The organism is Psychromicrobium silvestre (genome assembly GCF_013408295.1).
Lineage (GTDB): Bacteria > Actinomycetota > Actinomycetes > Actinomycetales > Micrococcaceae > Renibacterium > Renibacterium silvestre.
Genome location: NZ_JACBYQ010000001.1, coordinates 73,095 through 97,334, shown reverse-complemented (window position 1 = coordinate 97,334; position 24,240 = coordinate 73,095). Strand labels below are relative to the sequence as shown.

23 protein-coding genes are annotated in these 24,240 nt (G+C 60.9%); 7 read left to right on the top strand and 16 right to left on the bottom strand.

Going from position 1 to position 24,240, the window contains the following annotated elements; translation table 11 throughout:
• Nucleotide 1: 1 nt before the first annotated feature.
• Complete coding sequence (locus FHU41_RS00440) at nt 2-199, bottom strand: hypothetical protein (RefSeq protein ID WP_179387715.1); 198 nt, start codon at nt 197-199, stop codon at nt 2-4.
• Nucleotides 200-396: 197 nt separating this feature from the next.
• On the opposite strand from FHU41_RS00440, the gene FHU41_RS00435 reads away from it, so the two are divergent.
• Nucleotides 397-1,260, top strand: coding sequence for a VOC family protein (locus FHU41_RS00435; RefSeq protein WP_179387714.1), 864 nt, complete (start codon nt 397-399; stop codon nt 1,258-1,260).
• 89 nt (nt 1,261-1,349) lie between these two features.
• On the opposite strand, the gene der is transcribed toward FHU41_RS00435, so the two are convergent.
• The 12 genes from der to FHU41_RS00375 form a co-directional block, all read right to left on the bottom strand.
• Nucleotides 1,350-2,861, bottom strand: a complete 1,512-nt coding sequence (gene der / locus FHU41_RS00430; protein ID WP_179387713.1) for a ribosome biogenesis GTPase Der — start codon at nt 2,859-2,861, stop codon at nt 1,350-1,352.
• Nucleotides 2,854-3,483 carry a lysophospholipid acyltransferase family protein gene (locus FHU41_RS00425; protein WP_246279464.1) on the bottom strand — a complete coding sequence of 210 codons (630 nt, stop codon included), beginning with the start codon at nt 3,481-3,483 and terminating at the stop codon, nt 2,854-2,856. Before FHU41_RS00425 ends, der begins: the two co-directional genes overlap by 8 nt.
• A gap of 76 nt (nt 3,484-3,559) precedes the next feature.
• Complete coding sequence (cmk, locus tag FHU41_RS00420) at nt 3,560-4,288, bottom strand: (d)CMP kinase (RefSeq protein WP_179387711.1); 729 nt, start codon at nt 4,286-4,288, stop codon at nt 3,560-3,562.
• A complete protein-coding gene (locus FHU41_RS00415) occupies nt 4,285-5,394 on the bottom strand; it encodes a prephenate dehydrogenase (RefSeq protein WP_179387710.1) in 1,110 nt (369 codons plus the stop codon). Before FHU41_RS00415 ends, cmk begins: the two co-directional genes overlap by 4 nt.
• Before the next feature lie 41 nt (nt 5,395-5,435).
• Nucleotides 5,436-6,452 (bottom strand): pseudouridine synthase, encoded by a 1,017-nt coding sequence (locus FHU41_RS00410; protein ID WP_179387709.1) that lies wholly within the window; start codon nt 6,450-6,452, stop codon nt 5,436-5,438.
• An 11-nt stretch (nt 6,453-6,463) separates the two neighbouring features.
• On the bottom strand, nt 6,464-7,159 hold the full coding sequence (scpB, locus tag FHU41_RS00405) for an SMC-Scp complex subunit ScpB (RefSeq protein ID WP_179387708.1): 696 nt from the start codon (nt 7,157-7,159) through the stop codon (nt 6,464-6,466).
• On the bottom strand, nt 7,156-8,007 hold the full coding sequence (locus FHU41_RS00400) for a segregation and condensation protein A (RefSeq protein ID WP_246279463.1): 852 nt from the start codon (nt 8,005-8,007) through the stop codon (nt 7,156-7,158). The genes scpB and FHU41_RS00400 overlap by 4 nt, the downstream gene beginning before the upstream one ends.
• Before the next feature lie 43 nt (nt 8,008-8,050).
• Entirely contained in the window at nt 8,051-8,953 is a 903-nt protein-coding gene (locus FHU41_RS00395; protein ID WP_179387706.1) for an AAA family ATPase, read from the bottom strand.
• Nucleotides 8,954-9,635: 682 nt separating this feature from the next.
• Nucleotides 9,636-11,957 carry a GNAT family N-acetyltransferase gene (locus FHU41_RS00390; RefSeq protein ID WP_179387705.1) on the bottom strand — a complete coding sequence of 774 codons (2,322 nt, stop codon included), beginning with the start codon at nt 11,955-11,957 and terminating at the stop codon, nt 9,636-9,638.
• Nucleotides 11,954-13,363 (bottom strand): lysine N(6)-hydroxylase/L-ornithine N(5)-oxygenase family protein, encoded by a 1,410-nt coding sequence (locus FHU41_RS00385; RefSeq protein WP_343046207.1) that lies wholly within the window; start codon nt 13,361-13,363, stop codon nt 11,954-11,956. The genes FHU41_RS00390 and FHU41_RS00385 overlap by 4 nt, the downstream gene beginning before the upstream one ends.
• Before the next feature lie 2 nt (nt 13,364-13,365).
• Nucleotides 13,366-14,949 (bottom strand): pyridoxal phosphate-dependent decarboxylase family protein, encoded by a 1,584-nt coding sequence (locus FHU41_RS00380; protein WP_425503272.1) that lies wholly within the window; start codon nt 14,947-14,949, stop codon nt 13,366-13,368.
• 111 nt (nt 14,950-15,060) lie between these two features.
• Nucleotides 15,061-16,461 (bottom strand): cation:dicarboxylate symporter family transporter, encoded by a 1,401-nt coding sequence (locus tag FHU41_RS00375; protein ID WP_179387704.1) that lies wholly within the window; start codon nt 16,459-16,461, stop codon nt 15,061-15,063.
• Between the two features lie 110 nt (nt 16,462-16,571).
• Here FHU41_RS00375 and FHU41_RS00370 point away from each other — a divergent pair, with 110 nt between their 5' ends.
• Nucleotides 16,572-18,182 (top strand): sensor histidine kinase, encoded by a 1,611-nt coding sequence (locus FHU41_RS00370; protein WP_218846882.1) that lies wholly within the window; start codon nt 16,572-16,574, stop codon nt 18,180-18,182.
• Nucleotides 18,179-18,862 (top strand): response regulator, encoded by a 684-nt coding sequence (locus FHU41_RS00365; RefSeq protein ID WP_179387703.1) that lies wholly within the window; start codon nt 18,179-18,181, stop codon nt 18,860-18,862. The genes FHU41_RS00370 and FHU41_RS00365 overlap by 4 nt, the downstream gene beginning before the upstream one ends.
• A gap of 32 nt (nt 18,863-18,894) precedes the next feature.
• On the opposite strand, the gene FHU41_RS00360 is transcribed toward FHU41_RS00365, so the two are convergent.
• The 3 genes from FHU41_RS00360 to FHU41_RS00350 are packed head-to-tail and all read right to left on the bottom strand — an operon-like array spanning nt 18,895 to nt 19,808.
• Entirely contained in the window at nt 18,895-19,167 is a 273-nt protein-coding gene (locus FHU41_RS00360) for a DUF2277 domain-containing protein (RefSeq protein WP_179387702.1), read from the bottom strand.
• A gap of 44 nt (nt 19,168-19,211) precedes the next feature.
• Nucleotides 19,212-19,586 (bottom strand): type II toxin-antitoxin system death-on-curing family toxin, encoded by a 375-nt coding sequence (locus FHU41_RS00355; protein ID WP_179387701.1) that lies wholly within the window; start codon nt 19,584-19,586, stop codon nt 19,212-19,214.
• A 15-nt stretch (nt 19,587-19,601) separates the two neighbouring features.
• Nucleotides 19,602-19,808, bottom strand: a complete 207-nt coding sequence (locus FHU41_RS00350) for a hypothetical protein (protein ID WP_246279390.1) — start codon at nt 19,806-19,808, stop codon at nt 19,602-19,604.
• 115 nt (nt 19,809-19,923) lie between these two features.
• Between FHU41_RS00350 and FHU41_RS00345 the strand changes: the two genes are divergently transcribed.
• The 4 genes from FHU41_RS00345 to FHU41_RS00330 are packed head-to-tail and all read left to right on the top strand — an operon-like array spanning nt 19,924 to nt 24,226.
• Nucleotides 19,924-20,580 (top strand): GntR family transcriptional regulator, encoded by a 657-nt coding sequence (locus FHU41_RS00345; protein ID WP_179387700.1) that lies wholly within the window; start codon nt 19,924-19,926, stop codon nt 20,578-20,580.
• 12 nt (nt 20,581-20,592) lie between these two features.
• Nucleotides 20,593-22,122, top strand: a complete 1,530-nt coding sequence (locus FHU41_RS00340) for an MmgE/PrpD family protein (RefSeq protein WP_179387699.1) — start codon at nt 20,593-20,595, stop codon at nt 22,120-22,122.
• On the top strand, nt 22,123-23,115 hold the full coding sequence (prpB, locus tag FHU41_RS00335; RefSeq protein ID WP_246279389.1) for a methylisocitrate lyase: 993 nt from the start codon (nt 22,123-22,125) through the stop codon (nt 23,113-23,115).
• Nucleotides 23,108-24,226, top strand: coding sequence for a bifunctional 2-methylcitrate synthase/citrate synthase (locus FHU41_RS00330; RefSeq protein ID WP_179387698.1), 1,119 nt, complete (start codon nt 23,108-23,110; stop codon nt 24,224-24,226). The genes prpB and FHU41_RS00330 overlap by 8 nt, the downstream gene beginning before the upstream one ends.
• Nucleotides 24,227-24,240: the final 14 nt, after the last annotated feature.

Genomic DNA, 24,240 nt, shown 5'->3' with positions numbered 1-24,240 from the left:
CCTAGCCAGCGGAGTTCTTCAGCCAATCATCCAGATCCGGCTGGGCATAGTGCACCTGCTCGACGTCCACTTCCTGAACATACTGCTCGGGACTGATCCGCTCGGGTAGCGCGGCGAACTTGCTCCGCGCCTCAGCGACAACGGTTTCCGAGGTCTCCACGACGATCTTCACATCCGGTGTTTCCGCGCTCTGTTCCATCGTTCCAGCCTAATCGGAGTGGCTGCGCAGCAGGAAGTAAACCTCAAAAGATGTCTCAGGGCGCAGACATCCTCGCCAAAGCCGCAATAAGTTATCGCTCCACTGAAGAATTGTGCCCGCAATCACGTCACGATCCCGGTGCTAAAGCTACTAATGGGTAGGTGCCATCGCGGCCCTACCCCATCTAAGGAGAAGATATGCCCACTCGCAATGAGGCTTGGCCCGAAGGCACCCCGAACTGGATCGACCTGGGCGTCGATGACATCGAAGCGGCCAAGACCTTTTACACCGAGCTCTTCGGCTGGGAGTACGAGACCGGCGGCGAAGAATCCGGTGGCTACGTGCTGGCGCAGAAGGACGGCTCCTCGGTGGCTGGCTTCGGACCGAAGCAGGATAGCCAGCAGCCCACCGTCTGGACCACCTACTTTGCCTCCGACGACGTAGACGCCACCGCGGCCAAGGTCACCGCTGCCGGTGGTCAGATCCTCGCCCCGGTGATGGACGTGATGGACTCTGGCCGGATGACGGTGGCGGCAGATTCCGTTGGTTCGGTCTTCGGCGTGTGGCAGGCCGGTAACCACAAGGGTGTTGGCCGTTTCAACGAAGACGGCACGCTGTGCTGGAACGAGTTGCACACCCGTGACTACGAGCAGTCCCGGCACTTCTACGCCACCGTCTTCGGATTCAGCTACAACGACATCGGTGGCGAGGGCTTCGTTTACTCGACCATCAAGCGTGCCTCCGACGGCCAAGATGTTGGCGGTGTCCACCACGACACCCAGTTGCCCGAAGGCGCCCCGAACTACTGGATGACCTGGTTCGCCAGCAACGACGTAGATGCCTCCCTGGCCAAGGCTCAGGAACTCGGTTCCACCGTGCTAATGCCCGCGGAAGACAGCCCCTTCGGTCGGATGGCCGTCGTTCAGGGCGCCCAAGGCGAGGTTTTCGGCCTGATTTCGCTGCCCGCCGAGCCCGCCGAGCCTGCCGAAGGCGAAGCTGCCACCGTGGAAACTGCTAACGAGGAAGTTAGCACTCAGCGCGATAGCGGTGAAGCCAGCTAGCACTGCGTAAAGCTCACAATGAAAGAGGGCGGAACCTGAACACAGGTTCCGCCCTCTTTCATTTCACCGAAGTCTCCTCCGGCCAACAGTTACTTCCGCTTGCGCTTCTCCCGCACTCGCATCGAAACCTCGATGGGGCTGCCCTCGAAACCGAAGGTTTCACGCAGTCGCCGGGTGATGAACCGGCGATAGCCCGGGTCCAGGAAGCCGGTGGTGAAGAGCACGAACTTCGGCGGCCGGGAGGAAGCCTGGGTGCCGAACAGAATCCTGGGTTGCTTGCCACCGCGCACGGGGTGCGGATGCGCCGCCACTAGCTCGCCCAGAAACGCATTCAGCCTGCCGGTGGGAATCCGCTTATCCCAGGACTCCAAGGCGGTGTCCAAGGCCGGTACCAGCTTGTCCTTGTGCCAGCCGGTCAGCGCGGAGATGTTCACCCTCGGCGCCCACTCCACATGCGCCAGGTCCTGTTCGATCTCGCGCTCCAGGTAACGGCGGCGCTCATCGTCCAGCAGGTCCCATTTATTGAACGCCAGCACCAGCGCGCGGCCGGATTCAATGGCCAGCTGCAAGATGCGCACGTCCTGTTCGGAGAGCACCTCATCCACGGCCAGCAGTACGACGGCGACCTCCGCCTTCTCCAGCGCGGACTGGGTACGCAGCGAGGCGTAGAAATCGGCACCCTGAGCCATATGCTGACGACGACGGATACCCGCGGTATCGACGAACCGCCAGGTGCGATCCCCCAGCTCAATGAACTCATCTACCGGGTCACGGGTGGTCCCGGCCAAGGGGTCAACAACCACCCGGTCGGACCCGGCCAGCTTATTCAGCAGCGAGGATTTGCCCACGTTCGGGCGTCCGATCAACGCCACCCGGCGCGGACCGCCGCGGCGGTCGGTGGTCTCCACCTCGGAGAACTCGGGCAGCACCTCCATGATTTGGTCCAGCAGATCGGCCACACCACGGCCGTGCTGCGCGGAAACAGCCCACGGCTCCCCCAGACCCAGGCCCCAGAGCGTGGCTACATCGGAATCGGTGCGCTGATCATCGGCCTTATTGCCCACCAGGATGATTGGCTTTTTGGTCCGCCGCAACATCTTCATCATGGACTCGTCCATTGCGGTGACCCCCACGGTCGCATCGACCACGAAGAGCACGGCATCGGCAAGTTCCACCGCCATCTCGGCCTGCTCGGCTACCCGCTGATGGATGCCCTTGGCATCGAATTCCCAGCCGCCGGTATCCACCAAGGTGAAGTTACGGCCGTTCCATTCCGCCGGGTACATCACGCGGTCGCGGGTCACCCCGGGGGTGTCCTCGACTACCGCCTCACGGCGGCCCAGAATGCGGTTCACCAGGGTAGATTTGCCCACATTCGGACGCCCCACAATGGCGAGCACCGGGTCTAAGCCCGCTGCGCCGTCGTCGTCAAAATCCGAGTCCAGACCGGCCAGCAGAGCCGCATCGTCTTCGTCTAGTTCGTAATCGGATAGCCCGGCGCGCAGCGATTCGGCTCGTTGTTCGGCCTCGGCGTCATCTAGTGCGGAGATCTTCTCCAGCACCTTATCGTCGCCCTGGGGCTCAAAGTCCTCTTCAGTCATTTCCACTCTTCTCATCATCCGGCAGTTCCTGCCCGGAAATCTTCACGGCTTCACGGATGTGCCCCGAAAGTGCCTCGCGAATCTGCTCCACTGCCGCATCCATTGAAGCACGCCCGGACATTCCGGGTTGCCGTTCAATATTCAGTGCTGGGCCGAAAGCGACTTGGAATCGACGGCGCAGCGGCGGAATGGTGTCCTTATGTTCCCCGGTGATCCGGGTTCCCAGCACGGCAACCGGCACCACCACGGCTCCGGAGTTGAGTGCCAGCCAAGCCACGCCGCTGTTCATCGAGGCGGCGTCGCCGCTGCCCCGGGTGCCCTCGGGCAGAATGCCAACGCACTCCCCGCGTTCCAGCACAGCCTTGGCAGCCTGCAGTGCGGCTCGATCCCCGGCGCGGTCCACCGGAATCTGCCCCGATGAGCGCAGCACCCAGCCCAGAAAGCCCTTGAACATATCGTGCCGCACCATAACGTGCATGTACCGCGGGCTGGCCCCCACCATCACCGGACCATCCAGGTAGCTCAGGTGGTTGGCCGCGAAGATCACGGCACCTTTGCGCGGGATATTCTCCCGGCCGGTCACCGTGGTCCGATAGGTGACATGGTCTAGCACCCTGCCCAGCGGGCGGGACCACCAGGTGCCCCAAGCCGCAGGTGCCTTGGACGTCGGCGATTTAGCCACGGAATTCTTTTTCGACTCAACCACCAACATTCTCCTTTACTAGGCGGATCACCGCAGCAACAGTCTGTTCAAAATCCAGATCGGAAGAATCAATGGTCACCACGCCGTCGGCAGCGCGTTGGAACTCCACAACGGTGGAATCCTTAGCATCGCGAGCCAATACCTGGCGGGCCACATCCGCTGCGGACTGAGTCTCCCCCGAGGACGCCAATTGGGCACCTCGGCGCGCCAGCCTGGCCTCTTCTGAAGCGGTCAGCAAAAGCCTCACCTCGGCCTGTGGGGCCACCACGGTGGTGATGTCTCTGCCTTCCACCACCATCCGGCCGCGCACCGATTCAATCGCGGCTCGCTGCCGGCGGATCAGTTCGGTGCGGGCACCCAGATTGGTCGCTACCGCGGAAACTGCCTCGGAAACCCGCGGCAAGCGAATCTCCTCGGTGACATCCAGCGCATGTTCGACGTCGATTCCGGCGGACACCATGCCCACGCCCGGGTCAAACCATTGCTCAAAGAAGAACCGCTTTGCCAACGCCTCTACCGCGGCCTGATTCTGCAGGTCCAGCTGACTCTCCAGGCATACCAAAGTCAAAGCCCGGTACATCGCGCCGGTGTCCTGGTAAGCCAGGCCCAGCCGCCGGGCGACCTCACGAGCCACCGAGGACTTACCCGAGCCGGACGGACCGTCAATGGCAATCACCAATGATTTGCCCAGCCGCAGCGGAATCGAAGGGGTAGTCGAACTCATTGCAGCACCTTCCAGCCCCGCACCGTGAGCTCATCGATCAATAAATCACGTTTCGCCGGCAACACCGAAATCTCCACAATGCCTGCATTCAGGCCCGAGGAGTGATCCAAGCGCAGATCTTCCAGGTTCACCCCGATCTCACCAATCTCGGTGAGTAGCTGAGCGATCTGCCCGGGCTCATCGGCCACCAGCACGCTCAACCAGGCATAGGGCTGCGCGGGGCCACCGTGCTTACCCGGAATCCGAGCCTGCCCAGCATTTCCCGCGCTAATCACCTTCGCCATCGCCAAGCTAGCCCCGGGCGCGGCCGGCGCGTCCAGGGTGCCAATCAGCTTGATCAAATCCTCGTGCACGGCGTGCAGGATGCCCACAATGGACTCCGCATTCGCCGCCATAATCGGCACCCACATGCTCGGATCGCTAGCCGCGATTCTGGTGACATCGCGTAAGCCGTTGCCCGCCAGGGACAGCGCGTGCGGAGCAGCCTCCTGTAGACGAGCCGCCACCAAAGAAGACATCATCTGCGGGAAGTGCGAGACCAGGGCCACCGCTTCGTCGTGCTCCTCCGGGCTGAACCGGCTGAGCAGCCCGCCCAAATCCAAGGCGAGGTTCTGCGCTACCTGGATGGCCGCCGTCGTACTTCCCTGATGCGGACAGACCACCCAAGGCATCGCGTTGAACAGTTCACCGCGGGCCGAGACCGCACCGGCCCGTTCCCGCCCCGCCATTGGATGAGTGCCAACGTAACGACTCAGATCGAGATGGTTCCGGGCCGAGAGCGCCTCAAGCTCGCGCAAAATTGCACCTTTGACGCTAGAAACGTCAACCACGACGGCGGCCGGGAACCGTTCCAGCGCGTCCGCCACCACGGCAGCGCAAACGTCCGGCGGGGCCGCGACGACGACGAGTTCAGGCCAGACGCCAGGGCTATCCTTGAGCGGGGTCCCGGCGCCAATATCAACGGCTACGGCAAGCGAGGAGGGCGAGGGATCCGAGAGCAGCACCTGGAGGCCCCGGTGGCTCAGTCCGAGACCGATGCTGGTGCCCAGCAGTCCGGTGCCGAAGACCACCACAGGGCCGCGCAAATAGGTTTCGTGCTCTGTCATCACTGTCTCTCGTTCTGCCTCGGGCTAGCTGCGGTTCCGGCTCAGAGCCCGACGGAGGCGAGCAGATGCCCGACTTCCTGCTGACCCAATACCCGGATGCTGCCCTGCTTCTGGTCACCCAGCCGGATGGGACCCACTTGCAGGCGGACCAGCCGCTCCACCGGGTAGCCAACGGCGTCAAACATCCGGCGCACAATCCGGTTCTTGCCCGAGTGCAGCACCACCTCGATCAGCACATGGCCGGGAGTTGAATCAACCAGCTTGAAGGAATCGACCTTGGAGACTCCGTCTTCCAACTCGACGCCCTGCTTGAGCTGCTTGCCCACTCCAGCTTCCATCGGGCCCTTGGTCTGCACCAGGTAGGTCTTGGGCACCTCGTAGCTGGGGTGAGTCAGGCGGTTGGCTAGCTCGCCGTCGTTAGTCAGGAGCAGTAGCCCCTCGGTGGCCTGATCCAGCCTGCCAACGTGGAAGAGCCGTTCTTGCGAGTATTTATTCTTCAGGAAGTCGCTAATGCTGCGGCGGCCTTCTGGGTCATCCATCGTGGAAACCACGCCCTTGGGCTTGTTGAAGACCAGGTAGATCATGTTCTCTTTGAGCTGCAGCCGGATGCCGTCCACCGAAACCACAGCGGCCTTCGGATCGACGCGCAGGCCCAGCTCGGTGATGATCTGGCCATCCACCTCAACCCGGCCTTCCAGAATCATTTCCTCACAGACCCGTCGAGAGGCCACCCCGGCCTGGGCCATCAGCTTTTGCAGCCGAATGCCCTCGGGATCGTGCACATCGCGGACCGGCTGTGAACGGCTCGGCGGGTTCTTCTTCACCGGTCCCAGGCTCTGCCCGAAGCGCTCCCGGCCAAAGGCAGCTGTCTTGGGCGCGCGCTTGGCGCCCTGCGGGCTTTGGGAACCGCGAGTGCTCTGCGCACCGCGAGAACTTTGCGCACCGCGCTGGCTCTGCGCACCGCGGGGGCCGTCCTTCTTCGGCGCCCCTGGCTTTCCGGAACGGCCCTTGCCGCCACGGCCTTGCCCCTGGGAACCTGAGTGGGGAGTCGGTGTCATGAGCAAAGTCCTTAGTCTTGGGTAAAATCGTCCAGGTTCTCAAGCCCTGGCAAATGTGGTGCAATCTGGGGCAGCTCATCGACGCTTTTCAGGCCGAGCCGTTCCAGGAAATAGCTAGTGGTGCCGTACAGGATCGCCCCGGTTTCCGGATCGGTTTCCAACTCGGTGATCAGCCCACGCTGAGTCAACGTGCGCACCACCGAATCGACATTGACGCCCCTGATCGCCGAAATCCTTGCCCTGGAGACCGGTTGGCGGTAAGCGATCACCGCCAAGGTTTCCAAGGCCGCCTGAGTGAGCCGAGCGGTTTGACCCTCCAGTACGAAGCGGGACACCAACGGTGCAAAATCGCTCCGCGAATAGAAACGCCAACCTCCGGCAACACTGCGCAACTCGAATCCCCGCGGCCTCATCGAAACGGTACCTTGCGGATCTGAGCCGTCAGCATCAGGAACGGCTGTACCAGTATACCCGTCGTACTCGCCCCGTAATTGGTCCAGCGCCCCACGCACCTGTGCCAGCGGGCGGTTCAGTGCGGCAGCTAACTCAAGTTCGCTGACCGGTTGATCCACCACCATCAAGATCGCTTCCAGCGCGGCCGGAAGACCGCCGGGTAGATCTTCCACCGCTAATGGTTCTGGCTCGGCTTCTTGCCCGGGCTCCGGTACTTGCTCCGCGACCGCCGTCGGCTCACTCTGCTCAGTCATTCGTCCGCTCCTTTCGCCTGCTCTGCAGCTGCTTCGTACTCTTCACTCAGACTCTCCGCTGTCCACTCTTCATGTGCCCCGGTCCAGCGAATGGTCAGCTCCCCCAGCGGGCTGGCTTGGTCAAAGGCGATCACTGCGTCGCGGAACATCTCCAATAAAGCCAGGAAGCGGGCGACGACGACGAGCGTGCTCCCAGCGTCACTCACCAAAGCGCGGAAAGACATCGGCTTACCAGCCTTGAGCCGGTTCCCGATCAGCTCCGCCTGCTCTTTGACGCTCACTGGCGGGGCGTGCAGATGTTCCAGACCGACCTCGGTGGGCGCAGCCTCTCGCGGGGTGAGGGCCTTGGCGGCGAGCGCCGCGAAATCCTCCGGACTGTGCCGCCAGACTAATTCGGGAAGCAGTGCGGCGAAGGCCGGTTCCAGGCCAACCTGCCGGGGGAAACGCTCCGCTTCCGATTCCAAGGTGCTGCCGATCATCCGAGCCATCTCCTTGAAGGCGCGATACTGCAGGAGCCGGGCGAAGAGCAGGTCTCGCGCTTCCAGCAGCGCAATATCCTCTTCATCTTCGACCTCCCCCGCGGGCAATAGCCGGGCAGCCTTGAGGTCAAGCAGAGTAGCCGCGATGACCAGGAACTCGCTGGCCTCATCGATAGCCCAATCCTCTCCGGCCTCCCGCAAGGCGCGGATATAGGAGATGAACTCATCGGTCACCGTGGCCAAAGCCACTTCAGTGATATCGAGTTCGTGTTTGCTGATCAAGCCCAGCAACAGGTCAAAGGGGCCTGTGAAGTTCTTCAGCCGGACCTCGAAGCCCGGCTTCTTCCCGGAGTCCTGGTTCAGCTCCAGGCCTGGTTCCTGGTTTGGCTCCTGGCCTAACTCCTGGTTTGGCTCAGGGAGCGCCACCACGAGCCACCAGTTCTTTGGCCAGGCGCCGGTAGGCTTCCGCACCCTGATGATTCCCGGCGTAGGAGGTAATCGGCTCGGCAGCCACGGTGGCATCGGCAAATTTAATGGTCCGCTTGATCACCGTTTCGAAGACCTTGTCGCCAAAGGCTTCCACCAGCCGGGAAATCACTTCGCGGCTGTGCAGGGTCCGCGAGTCATACATCGTGGCCAGTACGCCGTCGATCTGTAGCCCGGGGTTGATCCGGTCCTGCACCTTCTCGATGGTCTCCACCAGCAATGCGACCGCGCGCAGAGCGAAGAACTCGCAGATCAGCGGGATGATGACACCGTGCGCCGCGGTGAGTGCATTGACCGTGAGTAGTCCGAGCGAGGGTTGGCAGTCGATCAGGATGACGTCGTATTCGTCTTCCACCTTGCGCAGCACCCGGTCAAGTACCTGCTCACGGGCTACCTCGTTGACCAATTGCACTTCAGCGGCGGAGAGGTCAATATTGGCCGGCAGCAGGTCTAGATTCTCGGTGCCGGTGCGCTGAATGGCCTCGTGCACATCGATCTTGCGATCCATCAGTACGTTATAGATGGTCAGATCCAGCTCATGCGGATTGGTGCCCAGGCCCGCTGAGAGGGCACCCTGCGGATCGAAATCCACCAGCAACACCCGGCGGCCTAGCTCGGCGAGCGCTGCACCCAAGTTAATGGTCGACGTCGTCTTGCCCACTCCGCCCTTTTGATTGACCATCGCGATCACCCGGGCTGGGCCGTGCGAGACCAACACGGGAGGCTCGGGAAACTCGGTCATCGGACGGCCGGTGGGGCCGAGTACGGTTTCAAGGTCGATGCTTGTGTCCGTCTCGGCAAGAGTGCCGGACCCTTGTTCGCTGCTCACCTGATCACGCTTTCCTCGGTTGTTCCTGCTCATGCTCTCTTCGTTACGTTACCGTCCGAGACCGGGCAAGTTTGGCAAATGCGGCGCTAAGCATCGCGAGCCTTGACCCTCCAGTAAAGGTCTAAGGTTAAGCTCCACGGGGGCTGTTCTAGGGTTCCTCCACCTGCGCTTTTCGCTATGTTCCCCTGCCGCTTTTCTAACTCCTTGCTGCCAAAAATGCACCCGTTTCCCTCGAATGCACCCCTAACTTCGGGCGCCGATAGGGGAACCGGGTGCCGGAATCGATGAGGTGCAATGGGTGAGGCGGAATGGGTGTCGTTGGAGCCAGCGGGGATTTTGTTGAAGCTCGGAACAGGGTGTGAAACGAATCTGCGAAGCAGACGCTACTCCGCGACGTTGCTCCGCGATGCGCTTGCAGCACCCTTACCCCCAATGTCCAATCTTTGCCGCCGTCATTCGACAATCAGCATCAGCATCGGCATCAGCACCAGCACCAGCACCAGCACCAGCACCAGCACCAGCACCAGCAGGCACGATTTCATCGGTTGTCGTCAAAAATGCATCCGTTTCCCCTAAATGCGTCCGAAATTAGAGGTGCATTTAGGGGAAACGGATGCCGAACCGAAGGACGATGCGCGAACCAGGCCCCACGCACGACGAACGACGCACGACGCCTAAACACTCAAACCATCGGATTGGCCAGCTTCCCGGAGAATTGCAGACCGCCAGAAGGATCGGTTAGGTCGAGCATCTGCTGGTTATTGCGCAGTTGCAGGCGATTCAGGCAGGAAAAATCAAACTCTTCAGCGAACAAGTTGTGACGCTCAAAGGCCTCTACCAATTCCGGCTGCTTCCCCAGCACTTCCGAACGGTAATCCCGGATCGACTCGGCTACCAAAGCCCAGAATGCCTCCTCACTCAACAGTCCCTCACGCTGCAAAATCTCGGCCAGGAACCGGAAGATGCAATCGAAGACATCGGTGAAGATCGCCAGCACTCGCTCGGATTCCGGTATCTGCTGCTTCACCCGGTGCACCGCCTCGGGCACCTCGACGCCCTCGCCCATCAACACGATTTCCTCGGCGATGTCCTTCATGATGGCACGGACCGGCACCCCGTGCCGGAGCACCAGAATCACATTCTCACCGTGCGGCATAAACGCCAACTCATACTTCACCAGGCAGTGCACCAGTGGTTGCAAATAACAGCGAAGATAGCAGCGCAACCAGTCCTCGGCATGTAGCCCGGACCGCGCGATCAAGGCACCCACCAAACTCTTGCCCTGGCCATCCAGATGGAGTAGAGAAGCCATTGTCGCCAGCGTCTCCCCCTCCGCCAGTTGTGGCAGCGGGCTCTCTCGCCAGAGCGCGGAAAACATCTTGCGGTAGGCCGATCCCTTTGGCGCAGCCGCCTCAAAGTACCGATTGTGATAGCCGACGGCGGCCACCTCACGGAGGATCACCAGGCCGCGGGCCTGCAGCACCTCGTCCTGAGCCACCAGGGAGTGCACCCAGTCGTTGATCGCCGGAGTCGCCGCCATGTATTCCGGCGAGAGCCCTCGCATAAAGCCCATGTTGAGCACCGAGATGGCGGTCTTCACATAGTTTCGCTGCGGCACCGAAGTATTAAAAAACGTCCTAATCGACTGCTGCGCCTGATAGTCATCGTGGCTGTGGCCAAGGAACACAATGCGTTGTTGGGCGATTTCGGCCGCGAAGGTTACCTGTAATTTGTTATCCCACTGCCAGGGATGCACCGGCATTAAGTAATAATCCTCCGGCTCCAGTCCTCGCCCCCGCAAGGCCACCTCGAAACTCTGCCGCTGATCGCCGTCGAACTCAGCCTCCATTAGCGCTTGATAGCTGAGCCCGGAAACGCTGGAGAAAATCGCGTGGCTGCGGGCCACCGCCACCCAGACCAAGCGGACGGCGGCACCAGTCTCCGGGGCGAAGGCTAGGAAGTCGCTGCCACCAAAACCCAACCGACCGTTATTGGCAACGAAACAAGGATGCCCTTCCGTCATCGACCGTTCAATGCTCTGGAACGCTTCCACGCCCTGCCCGGCAGCCAGTTCGGCGGAGCTGAGGGTGGAATGTGACTGTTTGAAAGCGTGCGAACTGAGCGTGCTGCTGATTTCCTCAAGATAGATCGGCAACTGCACCGGGTTGATGCCCAGTACCTCGGAGAAGTCGGTAATGAACTCCAGGGCGTCGAGCTCCAGTGGCTCACCGGCGGCTGCGAACCGATTCAACGTGACCTCATCGATCGACCAGTGTTCCAGGCGCATCCTTTGCGCCTCAAAACGGTAGAGGTCCCCCGCGGGTGAGCGCAATTCGTAGTGCTCACCGCAGTGCACCGGCTGCAGCAGCCGTTCATGGGAAAACTCGGCGATGGCCTTGCGCACCAGATGTCGGTTGGCACGTTGCCAGCGCTCCGGAGTTAGATAATCGGCGAGCATCCGGCCGGCTGGCAGCGCGGCCAGGTAATCTTCCCGGCGGCACAGGCTGAGCCAGGCGTCCTTATCCGGCAAGCTGACGATGGAATCCTTCACGAAGCCCACCTTGGCATTGAGCGCGTGTACCTTTTCATTGCGTACATCGGGTTCCACCACCACCCGCCGCACCTGCGGATCTTCGAAGGTGTCCGCCATAATAAAGCGCAGCACCTCCGTGGTGAAACCAGGCTTCGCGGGGCCCTGCGCCGGAGCCACCAGGAAGTGCATGCCAATGTCCCCGGGCTGCACAGGATAAAGGCGTCCGACGGCGTCTCCCGCAGGATCGTAGCGTTCCAGCAGGAAGGCGGGGCTACCGTTAGCGGTACCTAGGTAGGCGTGATGCCCAGGGGCGGCGTCGATCTGCCGGTAAGCCTCACGTACTTCTTCTACGCTCTGGCCCAGCATGCCCCAGAACCTGGCTCGCTCCTGAGAGACCCAGGAGTGCAACAACTCAGAGTCCTGTTCGGGGTCAAAGCGCCGCAAGCCGAAGTCAAGGGTTGAGTTGCTCATCGGCTCGCTCCTGCCGTAGGAAGGGATATTTGAGGTGTTGCGGAATCGCTATCTCCCGCGGCAAAGCCGAATTCTTGGAAGGCGATCCGCTGCTCCACCGGGTAATACTCCCAGCCGAGGATTTCGCGGATAATGCAGGAGTTCCGGTAAGCGCCCATCCCCAAATCCGGGGCGGCAAAGCCGTGGCTGTGCAGCTCAGCGTTTTGCACGTAAATCTCTCCTGGTTCCGTGGAAATCGAGTACCAGCGATCCACCGCGAAACGGCCTTGTTCATCACGATTGATGCGCTCGCTGATCCCTTCCAGGAAGGCGGGTTCGCGATAACTGTAGCCGGTAGCAAAGACCACTCCCGCCGTCGTGAGCGTGGAGCGTGTGCCCTGCTCAAGCTGTTTGAGTTCCAACCGGATGCCAACATCCGTCAGGCTCGCGGCTTCTACCGTGGTGTTGCTCAGCAATCGGGTGCGCACCGGACCGTCCAGTGAGCGCTGGTAGAGCAGATCGTAGATGCCATTGATCAGTTCTGCGTCGATGCCCTTGTAGAGCCCCTTCTGCTCGGCTCCCAGCCGGGAACGCGCGCCTTCGGGCAAGGCATGGAAGTAGTCGATGTACTCGGGGCTGGTCATTTCAAGGGTCAGTTTGGTGTACTCCAGCGGGAAGAATCGTGGCGAGCGGGTGACCCAATTCAGCAGGTAGTCGTGTTCCGGCTGTGCGCTGAGTAGATCGAAATACACCTCGGCCGCACTCTGCCCGGAGCCCACCACGGTGATCGATTCGGCGGCCTGCAGTTCGGCCTTGCGGTTCAAATAGTCCGCGTTGTGCAGCAATAACCCCGCTTTCCCGACGGCGGTATCAGCGGCGACGGCAGCACCGGCCGCAGCGGTATCAGCGGCAGCGTCCATCAACTCTTGCGCCGCGGCCGGAAGGAAGGGAGCGTTTCCGGTTCCGAGCACCAGGCGGCGGGCTTGGAAGGTCTCCGGTCCCGTAGGCCCCAGTACGTTTATCCGGTAAAGGCCCGCTTGGTGCTGCACCTCGATCACCTCGGTGCCGAAGCGCACGCTGGGCAGCTTCGAAGCCACCCATTGGCAGTACTTGTTGTACTCGGAACGGAGCGGGTAAAAGTTCTCCCTAATGTAGAAGGGATAGAGCCGCCCGACGCTCTTGAGGTAGTTGAGGAAGGAATAGGGCGAGGTGGGATCCGCCATGCTGACCAAATCGGCCATGAAAGGCACCTGTAGATGAGCCTCTTCAAGCATCATGCCCGGGTGCCAGTCGAAACCGGGACGGCTCTCCAAAAACAGCGCCTCCAACTCGGCTATCGGTTCCAGCAACGCGGCCAGTCCTAGATTGAAGGGGCCCACACCGATACCCAACAGGTCATAAACGGGGGTGTTCACGGTAGCGGCCACGGTTAGGAGTCCTTTGTGGTCAAGGTGAGGTCGGTCAGCGCCCGTCCGTGGCCACGGAGCAGCTCAATAACGCCAGTCAGATCCTCTAGCCGCGCCTCCGGGTTGAGTAAGGTGAATTTGAGATAGGCAGCACCTTGGACCACGGTGCCCGCAACGACGGCCTCCCCTGAGGCAAAAAGCCTGGCCCGGATCTGCTGGTTAAGCTCATCGAGCTGTGCGCCGTCCAAGGCGGGCTTCCCGTCCGCTGAACCCAGCGGCCGGTAACGGAAGACGATGGTGCTCAGCGCGGGTTCGGCCAGCACCTCAAATTCGGGGTCGGAGGCAAGCTCGACATACACCTGTCCAGTAAGTTCAATCACCTGATCAATCAGGCTTCCGATGCTATCGGGACCCATCACGCGCAGCGTCAGCCAGAGTTTGAGTGCATCAAAACGCCGGGTGGTCTGAATCGACTTGTCCACCTGGTTGGGGATTTCGGCGAGCGCTGCCGAGGCTGGGTTCAGATAGTCCGCGTAATAGGTGACATAGCTCAGCGAGTCGCGGTGCCGCACTAGCACTGCGGAAGAAGAGACCGGTTGGAAGAAGGTTTTGTGGTAATCCAGCGTGACCGAATCCGCTTCGGCTATTCCTTCCAGCAGCCCCCGGTGTTTAGCCGAGGTGATCAGCCCGCCGCCGTAGGCGGCATCAACATGGAACCAGCTACCGAATTCGCGGGCCAGCCCAGCAAGTCCTAGCAAGGGGTCGATTGAACCGAAATCGGTACTCCCCGCCGTGCCCACAATAGCCATCGCCTGCAGACCGGATGCCTGGCACTCTTGCAGGGCGCGGCGCAGCGCGGCTAAGTCCATTCGCTGATCAGGACCGACGGCGACCGGAACCACCGCGTCATAGCCCAGTCCGAGTATGGAGGCAGACTTCTGCACCGAGAAGTGTGCGATCTCCGAAGCGAAGATCCGGAACTTGTCCAGCAGCACCGGCAGTCTGGGTGGCTGCCCATCAAAGCCAGGTAACCCGGCGTCGTAATTCTCTCGAATCCCCGCTACCGCGTGGTTTCTAGCCATCAGTAGGCCTTGCAGATTGGACTGACTTCCACCCGAAGTGAAAACACCGTCGGCGGCCTCCCCCAGGCCAAGACGGTCAGCGGTCCAATCGATCAGCTTGCGCTCAATCAGGGTGGCTCCGGCACTCTGATCCCAGGTATCCATCGAAGAGTTGAGTGCGCTGAGCACAGCTTCTCCGGCTAGCGCGGGAATGGCCACCGGGCAGTTCAGGTGGGCTGCATAACGCGGTGAGTGGAAGTAGATGGCATCTCGGAAATAGGTCTCTTCAAGTTCCGTGAGCGCAGAATCCAGGGAGTTCAGCGGCCTTTCCAGGTCAATCCGATCGAGCACCGCTTTGAGGTCTTGCGGAGTTTGCCCCGTGAAGGGCCGGTCTGTGCTGGCTACTTTGAAGGCCACTGCGGTGGCGGCTTGCTGCACGCTGAGCAGATAGTCGGCGGCCGTGCGCTGCTGGAAGAGCTGGTCCTGCGCGGACCGCTCCTCCAGCAGCTCCTGGGCTGGGTGAGTATCGCTTGAATCGAGGGTGATCTGGATCGAGGGGGAACCGGGCACGGGAGAACCTTCGCAGTCGGAGTTAGGTAAGACTATCCTTACTTAACTCCAATTGACTGGACAACCGTGTTCGGCAAATGTGAGAAGTCACACAGCGACAGGCTGCCGTGATTTCTCTCCGGAACCTTCGCCCTCCTCGGGTGCCTCTTCCGCGGTGTGGCCGTCGGTATCCATGCTCGCCTCATCGAAGGGTTCCACCCCGCTGAGCACTCGGTCCAGCTTGGGCCGGTCGATTTCCTTGACCCAGGTACCCATCAAAACGGTAGCCACTGCGTTTCCGGTGAAGTTGGTCAGAGCCCGAGCCTCCGACATGAAGCGGTCGATGCCCACGATGACGCCAACACCATTGAGCAGCTCGGGGCGATGCGCCTGCAAACCGGCCGCCAGGGTGGCCAGTCCGGCACCGCTAACTCCTGCAGCCCCCTTCGAGGCAATGATCATAAAGACCAGCAAGGAGATCTGCTCCCCTAGGTCGAGATGTACTCCCATGGCATTGGCAACGAAAAGCGAGGACATGGTCAGGTAGATCGCCGTGCCATCCAGGTTGAAGGAGTATCCGGTGGGTACTGTAACGCCAACCACCGGTTTGGAAACACCCAAGTGCTCCATTTTGGCGATCAGTCGGGGCAGTGCAGCCTCCGAAGATGAGGTGGAGAAAATCAGCAGGTACTCGCGCGCCAGGTACTTCATCAGCTTGAAGATATTGATCCGGGTTGCCGCGTAGAGCACGCCACCGAGCACCACCACAATGAAGAGGATGCAGGTGATGTAGAAGCCGATCATCAGGATCAACATCGACTGCACCGCTTGGAAGCCGGTGGCACCCACGACGGCTGCAATGGCACCGAAGGCACCGATCGGAGCCATCCACATGACCATCATCAGGATTCGGAAAACCAGCGCCTGAGCGGTCCGGACGGCACGCAGAATCGGCTCGCCCGATTTGCCCATTCGCTGCACGGCAAAGCCGACCAGGATGGCCACGAAAAGCGTCGGCAGCACCGGGATGCCCGGCGGAATGATGTCAATCAGGAAGTCGAAGAGGGCATTGCCAGTGCCACCACTGCCTGCGGGCTTGTAAGCCTGAAGCTTCAACCCCTCGCCCGGGTGCAGGAAGTTGCCCACCACCAGGCCAATGGCCAGAGCAAAGGTGGACATCACTAAGAAGTAGCCCAGCGCCAATCCGCCCACTTTGCCGATCGTGACGGCTTTGGCAATGGAGCCAATGCCGGTCACGATGGTGCAAAAGATCACCGGCGCAATCAGCATCTTAATCAGGTTGACGAAAATATCACCTAGCGGCTTGAGGGCGGTGGCGAAGTTGACGGTCGGCGTCTTCGGATCGGCACTGGCCTGCCCCAACAGACCCACCACCACGCCGAGCAGCACCGCGGCGATCACCGCGATATAGAGCCAATGGGTCTTATCCAGCCTTCGCCGGGTGCCACCGGGCCTAGCCGTGGTCGATTCTCTACGCTGAGAACTCATCTTTTCCTCCGATAGTCTTGTGATCGCGCTTCTATCAGATTGCCTAGAATTGTGACTGGGGTCACCATTGCGTTCATATTGTTCATAGCGAGTTGGGGCGGGAGGGAATTATGCGGGGTTGGAGTATCGCTCGGCAGCTCTTCCTCGGCTCGCTGCTCTTCGTCACGGTGATCACCGCCGTCGTGGTCACCCTGGCTTTTCTCGACTCCCGCGACCGCGCCTACGCGCAAGCCACCCAGAATACGACGGCGATCGCCACCACCATTGCCGACTCGCCACTGCTTCTTGAGGCTGCGAAAAGCAGTGATCCCTCGGCCCTCCTGCAACCCTATGCACTCTCCGTCATCGCGGGTACCAAGGTCGATTTCGTGACCATTATGGCCCCGGACCGGACTCGCTGGACACACCCGGACCCGAGCCAAATTGGCAAACCCTATATCGGCTCGGTTGACCAGGCCCTGGCCGGAAAGACCTTCACCGAAATTACCGCCGGCACCCTGGGACCTTCGGTACGCAGCATCGTCCCGGTCAAGGACTCCGCCGGCAAGGTCCAGGCAATGGTCGCGGTAGGCGTCACCGTGAGCACGGTGGAGATTACCCTCAATGCGCGCATCCCGGTGATCATTGGGCTGGGACTGGGGCTACTCGCCGTCGGCGGATTGGTGTCCTGGCTGCTTGGCCGATACCTAAGGCGGGTCACCCTGGGCTGGGGTCCCAAACGGCTGGGCCAGTTGTTCTCCTATTACGAGTCGGTGCTGCATTCGGTGCGCGACGGCTTGGTGCTGGTGGACCGATCCGGCGAATTGGTGATGTACAACGATCAAGCCGCTGATCTGCTGGGGATCCCCCGGCCCTCCGATAACACCGAGCCACCGGCGTTAGCCACCCTGGAGATTCCGGCCTCGCTCAAGGATCTGTTGGCCAGCGGCCGGAGCGTCCGGGATGAGATCCATCTGACCGAGGAACGATTGCTCGTGGTCAGCCAAGACCCCGCAGTGTTGCCCGGCGGACGCCTCGCGGAAGGCACCGTGACCACGCTGCAGGATCACACCGATCTGCGGAGGTTGGGAGATGAGCTGCGCTCCACCCGGACCTTTACGGATGCGCTCAGGGCGCAGACCCATGAACACGCCAATCGAATGCACACCGTCGTGTCTCTGCTGGAGTTGGGGCGCACCAACCAAGCCCTGGCCTTCGCTACCGAGGATCTGAGCCTGAGTCAGCATCTGGTTGATGAGGTGATCGATGCGGAAAAGGAACCCGTGCTCGCGGCCTTACTGATGGGCAAGCTTGCCCAGGCCTCTGAACGAGCCATCGAGCTGGAGGTTTCCTGGGACGAGTCCGTTTCACTGGAGAGCATCAGCCCCCATGATGTGCTCACCATTGTCGGGAATCTGCTGGACAATGCCATGGATGCGGTAGCCCTCAACGAGGGGCCCGAAAGTTCCCGGCTGATCCGGTTAGAACTGCGTAAGGAAAACACCGAGGCGCTGCTAAAGGTGAGCGATAACGGCCCGGGAATCGGCCTAGCTGACACTTCGGTGATTTTCCAGCGCGGATTCAGCACCAAGGAAGCGGACGAGACCGGCCGAGGCATCGGACTGGCCCTGGTGCGCCAATCCGTCCAACGGCTGGGCGGGCAACTGACCGTGACTTCCGAGGAATCCGGAACTGTTTTCAGCGTTCGATTGCCGCTGAGAATCGAAGGAGGGAAGGCATGATCCGGGTTCTTGTGGTCGATGACGAGCCGATTATGGCCGAAGCGCATGGTCTCTATGTGCAGCGACTCGAAGGCTTCGAACTTGCCGGGATTTGCTTCGACGGGCAGAGCACCCTGCACTTCATCGCAGCCGCGGCAACGGCCGGAAACCCCATTGACGTTCTCCTCTTGGATATGAATCTGCCCGATCTACACGGTCTGGAGGTGGCCAGCAGACTGCGATCCTCCGGGCTTCCGGTGGACATCATCGCGATCACTGCGGTGCGCGAGCTACCGGTGGTTCGCCGGGCCATTTCGGTTGGCGTGGTGCAGTACCTGATCAAGCCCTTCGGTTTCCCAGCCTTCGCGGAGAAGCTGGGAAATTACCGGCAATTTCGGGAGCAATTAGAGGCTTCCCCGGCCGCCTCTCAGGAACAGGTCGATCAGGCTTTGGCCAGTTTACGCACTCCGGTACTTGCAGAACTGCCTAAGGGACTTTCAGCCGGCACCCTGGAAGCCGTTGTCGAACTTTTGAAGTCCGCGAGCCTGGCGGTTTCCGCCCAGGAGGTCACCGAGAGACTGGGCATCTCTCGGGTCACCGCGCGGCGGTATCTGGAGTATTTGGCGGACCGTGGCTCGGCGCGACGCACCCCGCGGTACGGCACTCCGGGGCGTCCGGAGAACGAGTACCACTGGATTTGAGCCGGTGGTTGCCTCAATACGGGTAGGTATTCTTAAGCCGCGCCGAATCGAGCGGCGGAGCGGGCTTTAGCCTTGACCGCCTCTTCTTCCCGGTTCTTCGGCGGGGCATTGGTCACCAGCGCCTCCAGCAGGTGCTGGGTAATGTGAGCGATCTCGTGAACCGCTTGATCAAAGGCTTCTCGATTCGCCTGTGAGGGCTTCGTGGTGCCGCTGATCTTGCGGACATATTGCAGGGCGGCGGCGTCCACCTCCGCTGAGGTGGCGCTCGGCTCAAAATTATGAAGGGTTCGAATGTTCCGGCACATGCGAAAAGTCTAGGCCCCGCCGCTAGAACCCGAGGACCTGTCGGCTAGAACTGGCGAGGAACAAGGTGGCTAGCCCAGATCGCCGCTGAGTCAGCAACTTCTATCCCTCCGGTAGCCACTCCGAGAACCAGTTCCATTGCTTGATCAGTATCAAAGTCATGCTGGAACCCATTGATCCAGAAAAACAACACCGTCAAGGTCCAAGCGGTGCGCTTATTGCCGTCAAGGAGAGAGTGATTTCGACAAAGCGACTCAAAGAGCGCCGCTGCTTTGAGCTCCAAGGAACTATAAGCATCTTGCCCGTAAACAGTTGTTGCCGGCCGGGCAAGCGCAGAGGCCAGTAAGCCAACCTCTCGTGGGATAAAACCGAATTTATCGATAACCCACAGAGCATCGTCAAGTTCAAGATACTGAGTCAAGACACAGCTTTCCGATCAGGCATCTTCCAGCCGTTTCAATAATTCCGCGTCGTGAGAGAGTACAAATTCCAAGCCGCCTCCTAGTTCTCGTCGCCGAGCGTGACGCTCGGCAATCAACTCAGCACCTTGCAGAATCAATGCCGCTTTGGAGACGTGCTGTTCTGCAGCGATTTTCTCCAGTGTTTGATCTAGGTCATCCGGCAATCTAAGAGTCATAGCCATACCTCAATGATACCAATGCGGTACCAATATGACTAGAAGTCTCTCTTTGTATACCTGGAAGGAAATGAATGAGAGAAATATCGCCAAATATTATGATTGTGTATACACTAACCCTATGCGCGCCAGCGAGAAGGCTTACCAGAACTTGCATGAGGACATCGTTGCTTGGCGTCTGCTCCCCGGCACTGTTTTGGCCGAAGTAGAACTCTCCGAGCGCCTCGGAGTCAGCCGCACCCCGGTGCGGGAGGCACTCTCCCGACTCACCGCGGAAGGATTGACGACGGCGAAAGGGGGCCGCGGCGTCGTAGTCACCGAAGTCTCGCTAGAGACCGTGCGCGAACTCTACGAACTCCGGGAAACTCTTGAAGCCAAAGCCGCCGCGCTAGCCGCGGAACGAGGCCACGGCGAAGTCTTTTCCGAGCTGCAAAAACGCTTCGAACTAGCCCACGAGAACCTAGCCTCGGGCAAATCCATCGAGGAGTACTACCGGCTTTCCGGTGATCTGGACGCCGCCCTCGATGAACACTGTGGCAATCCCTTCCTAGTGAGCACCCTGAAGAATCTGCGCCCGCTACTAGCCCGCGCCCGTCGAATGGCTCAGGAACACCCGCGACGACTGGAAGCCACCGCCGCCGAACACGCCTCGATCTGCGCCGCCGTCGCGGCCGGAAATCCGCACCTGGCGGCAGCGACCACAACGGTACACCTGAGCAACTCCTTGCAACACATTTTGGATAGCAATCCCCCTCAGACTGAAGAAGACCAGAACTAGAAAGGCACTGCCGTGAAAAACCATCCCGTTCGCGTCTATAAGAGCGAAGAGAACCTGGCCCGCGAGGACCAACTCGCCTACAAGATCGCCCAGGTCGCCGTCGACCCGGTCCCGGTGAGCGAAGAAGTTACTGAAATGATCATTAACCGGATCATCGACAACGCCTCGGTGGCTATTGCCTCCCTCAACCGGGCACCCATTGTGGCAGCCCGCGATCAGGCGCTGAGCCACCAGCCGTCCAAGAACGGAAAGGGCGCGGGTCTGTTCGGTATCGAGGAGAAGTCCAGCCCGGAATGGGCCGCCTTCGCCAACGGCGTTGCGGTCCGCGAACTGGATTACCACGACACCTTCCTCTCCGCCGAATACTCACACCCGGGCGATAACATCCCGCCGATCCTCGCGGTTGCCCAGCACGCAGGCAAGAGCGGCGAGGATCTGATTCGCGGTCTGGCAACCGGCTACGAAATCCAGATCGATCTAGTCAAGGCGATCAGCCTGCACAAGCACAAGATCGACCACGTCGCGCACCTCGGCCCCTCCGCCGCCGCTGGCATCGGAACCCTGCTGGGTCTCGACGCCGAGACCATTTTCCAGGCGGTCGGCCAGGCACTGCACACCACCACCGCCACCCGGCAGTCCCGTAAAGGCCAGATTTCCACCTGGAAGGCCTACGCCCCGGCGTTCGCTGGCAAGATGGCGATCGAGGCCGTGGACCGGACGATGCGCGGCCAGACCTCTCCCGAGCCGATCTATGAAGGCGAAGACGGCGTAATCGCCTGGCTTTTGGACGGACCGGATGCTGCCTACGAGGTTCCGCTACCCGAGGCTGGCGAAGCCAAGCGAGCCATCCTAGATTCCTACACCAAGGAGCACTCGGCCGAATACCAGGCGCAGGCTTGGATTGACCTGGCTCGTAAACTGCATGGCGAGCATCCGGAACTGGCGGACCCCAAAAACGTCAAGGCTGTAGTGCTGCACACCAGTCACCACACGCACTATGTGATCGGTTCCGGCGCGAACGACCCGCAGAAGTACGATCCCACCGCCTCCCGGGAAACCCTGGACCACTCGATCCCCTACATCTTCGCGGTAGCCCTGCAGGATGGTAGCTGGCACCACGTGGATTCCTACACCCCGGAACGCGCCCAGCGCGCCGACACCGTGGAGCTGTGGAACAAAATCAGCACGGCCGAGGACGCCGAATGGACTCGCCGCTACCACTCCCTTGACCCCGCGGAAAAAGCCTTCGGTGGTCGGGTTGAAATTGAGCTGACCGACGGCACCAAGATCGTTGACGAGATCGCTGTCGCGGACGCACACCCACTCGGTGCCCGGCCGTTCGCCCGGGAGAACTACGTGAACAAGCTGCGTACGCTAGCCCTGGGGCCGGACAATACAGGGGCCATCGAACCGGCCGAGCTGGATCGGTTCCTGGCCGCCGTCGAACGCTTGCCCGAACTCGCCGCTGGCGAACTGGATCAGCTAAATATCAAGGCCAAGGACGGTTTCGTCGTAACGAACACCACGAAGGGACTGTTCTAAATGTTGTACGCGAAGACCACCGCAGCGCAGAAGCGAATCGATCTGCGTAGCAAACTGAATTCCGGAAAATTACAGCAGTTCCCCGGTGCCTTCAATCCGCTGTCCGCCAAGCTGATCCAGGACAAGGGTTTCGACGGCGTCTATATCTCGGGTGCCGTGCTCTCGGCAGATCTGGGTCTGCCGGACATCGGCCTGACCACACTGACCGAAGTGGCCGGCCGAGCCAAGCAGATCGCTCGGATGACCGATCTGCCCGCGATTGTCGATGCCGACACCGGCTTCGGTGAGCCGATGAACGTTGCTCGCAGCGTGCAGGAATTCGAGGACGCCGGACTCGCCGGGCTGCATATCGAGGACCAGATCAATCCGAAGCGTTGTGGCCATCTCGATGGCAAAGCCGTGGTGGATCTGAATACCGCGCTCAAGCGGATTCGGGCCGCCGCCGATGCCCGCCGGGATGAGAACTTCCTGATCATGGCGCGCACCGATGTGGCCGCCGTCGAAGGTACCGCGGCTGCGGTAAACAGGGCGAAGGCTCTGGTGGATGCCGGGGCGGATGCGATCTTCCCGGAGGCCATGCACACGCTCGCCGATTTCGAGGCGATCCGTAACGCTGTCGAGGTTCCTATCCTGGCCAATATGACCGAGTTCGGCAAAAGCGAGCTCTTCACCGCGGAACAGCTCTCCGGCGTTGGCATCAATATGGTGATCTATCCCGTCACTCTGCTGCGTAGTGCAATGGGCGCGGCCGAGCGAACCTTGGAGACGATTCGGGCCGCCGGAACCCAGCAGCCCGCCGTCGCCGAGATGCAGACGCGCGCTCGGCTCTACGAACTCGTAGACTACGAGGGATATAACCGTTTCGATTCTGCTGTGTTCAATTTTTCCGCACCGCAGCAGTTCGTGACCCAGCTCGAAGGCCAATCCGACTTGAAGGCCAACCCAAACTTGAAGGCCAACCCCGACTCGAAGGAGAGTGACATCAATGGCTGAAGAAACCCAAGAGATCAAGAAAGGCTTGGCCGGTGTGGTCGTCGACTACACGGCAGTCTCCAAGGTCAATCCGGAAAGCAACTCACTGCTCTACCGCGGCTACCCCGTGCAGGAACTCGCCGCCGAGAAGAGCTTCGAGGAAGTGGCCTTGCTGCTCTGGAATGGCGAGTTGCCCTCTGAGGCAGAACTCACCGAGTTCGAGGCGCTAGAGCGTGCCAACCGCGCCTTGGACAGCAATGTGAAGGCCGCCATTGATCTGCTGCCCACCAGCTGCCACCCGATGGACGTTTGCCGCACGGCCGCCTCGGTGATTGGAGCCAACCACGCCCTGGCCGAGGATTCCTCCCCCGAGGCCAATCTGCGCAAGGCTCAGGAACTCTTTGCCGCGATGCCCGCCGTCGTCGCCTATGACCAACGACGTCGGCACGGCTTGGCCGTGGTGGAAGCTCGCGAAGATTTGGGCTACTCGGCGAACTTCCTCTGGATGACTTTCGGGGAGGAGGCGGCACCGGAGGTGGTGGACGCCTTCAACGTCTCGATGATCCTTTACGCCGAGCACTCCTTCAACGCCTCGACCTTCACCGCCCGGGTTATTACCTCCACCCTGGCTGATCTGCACTCGGCGGTAACCGGTGCGATTGGTGCACTCAAGGGACCGCTGCACGGCGGTGCCAATGAAGCCGTGATGCACACCTTCGAGGAGATTCAGTCCACCGGGGTAGCACCTCAGGCTTGGCTCGAAGAGGCCCTGGCGCAAAAGAAGAAAATCATGGGCTTTGGCCACCGGGTCTATAAGAACGGTGATTCGCGGGTGCCGACGATGAAGGCCGCATTGGAGAAGATGTCGGCGCACTATCAGCGTCCGGACCTGCTGGAGCTCTACTCCGGTCTGGAATCGGCGATGGGTGCAGCGAAGAACATCAAGCCCAATCTGGACTACCCGGCGGGGCCAACCTATCACCTGATGGGCTTTGACACTCCTACCTTCACTCCCCTGTTTGTGGCCTCCCGGATCACCGGCTGGACTGCACACATTATGGAGCAGGCGGCGTCGAACTCCTTGATTCGCCCACTGAGCGCCTATAACGGTGTTGACGAGCGGCACCTCTAAGCCATTACTGCAAA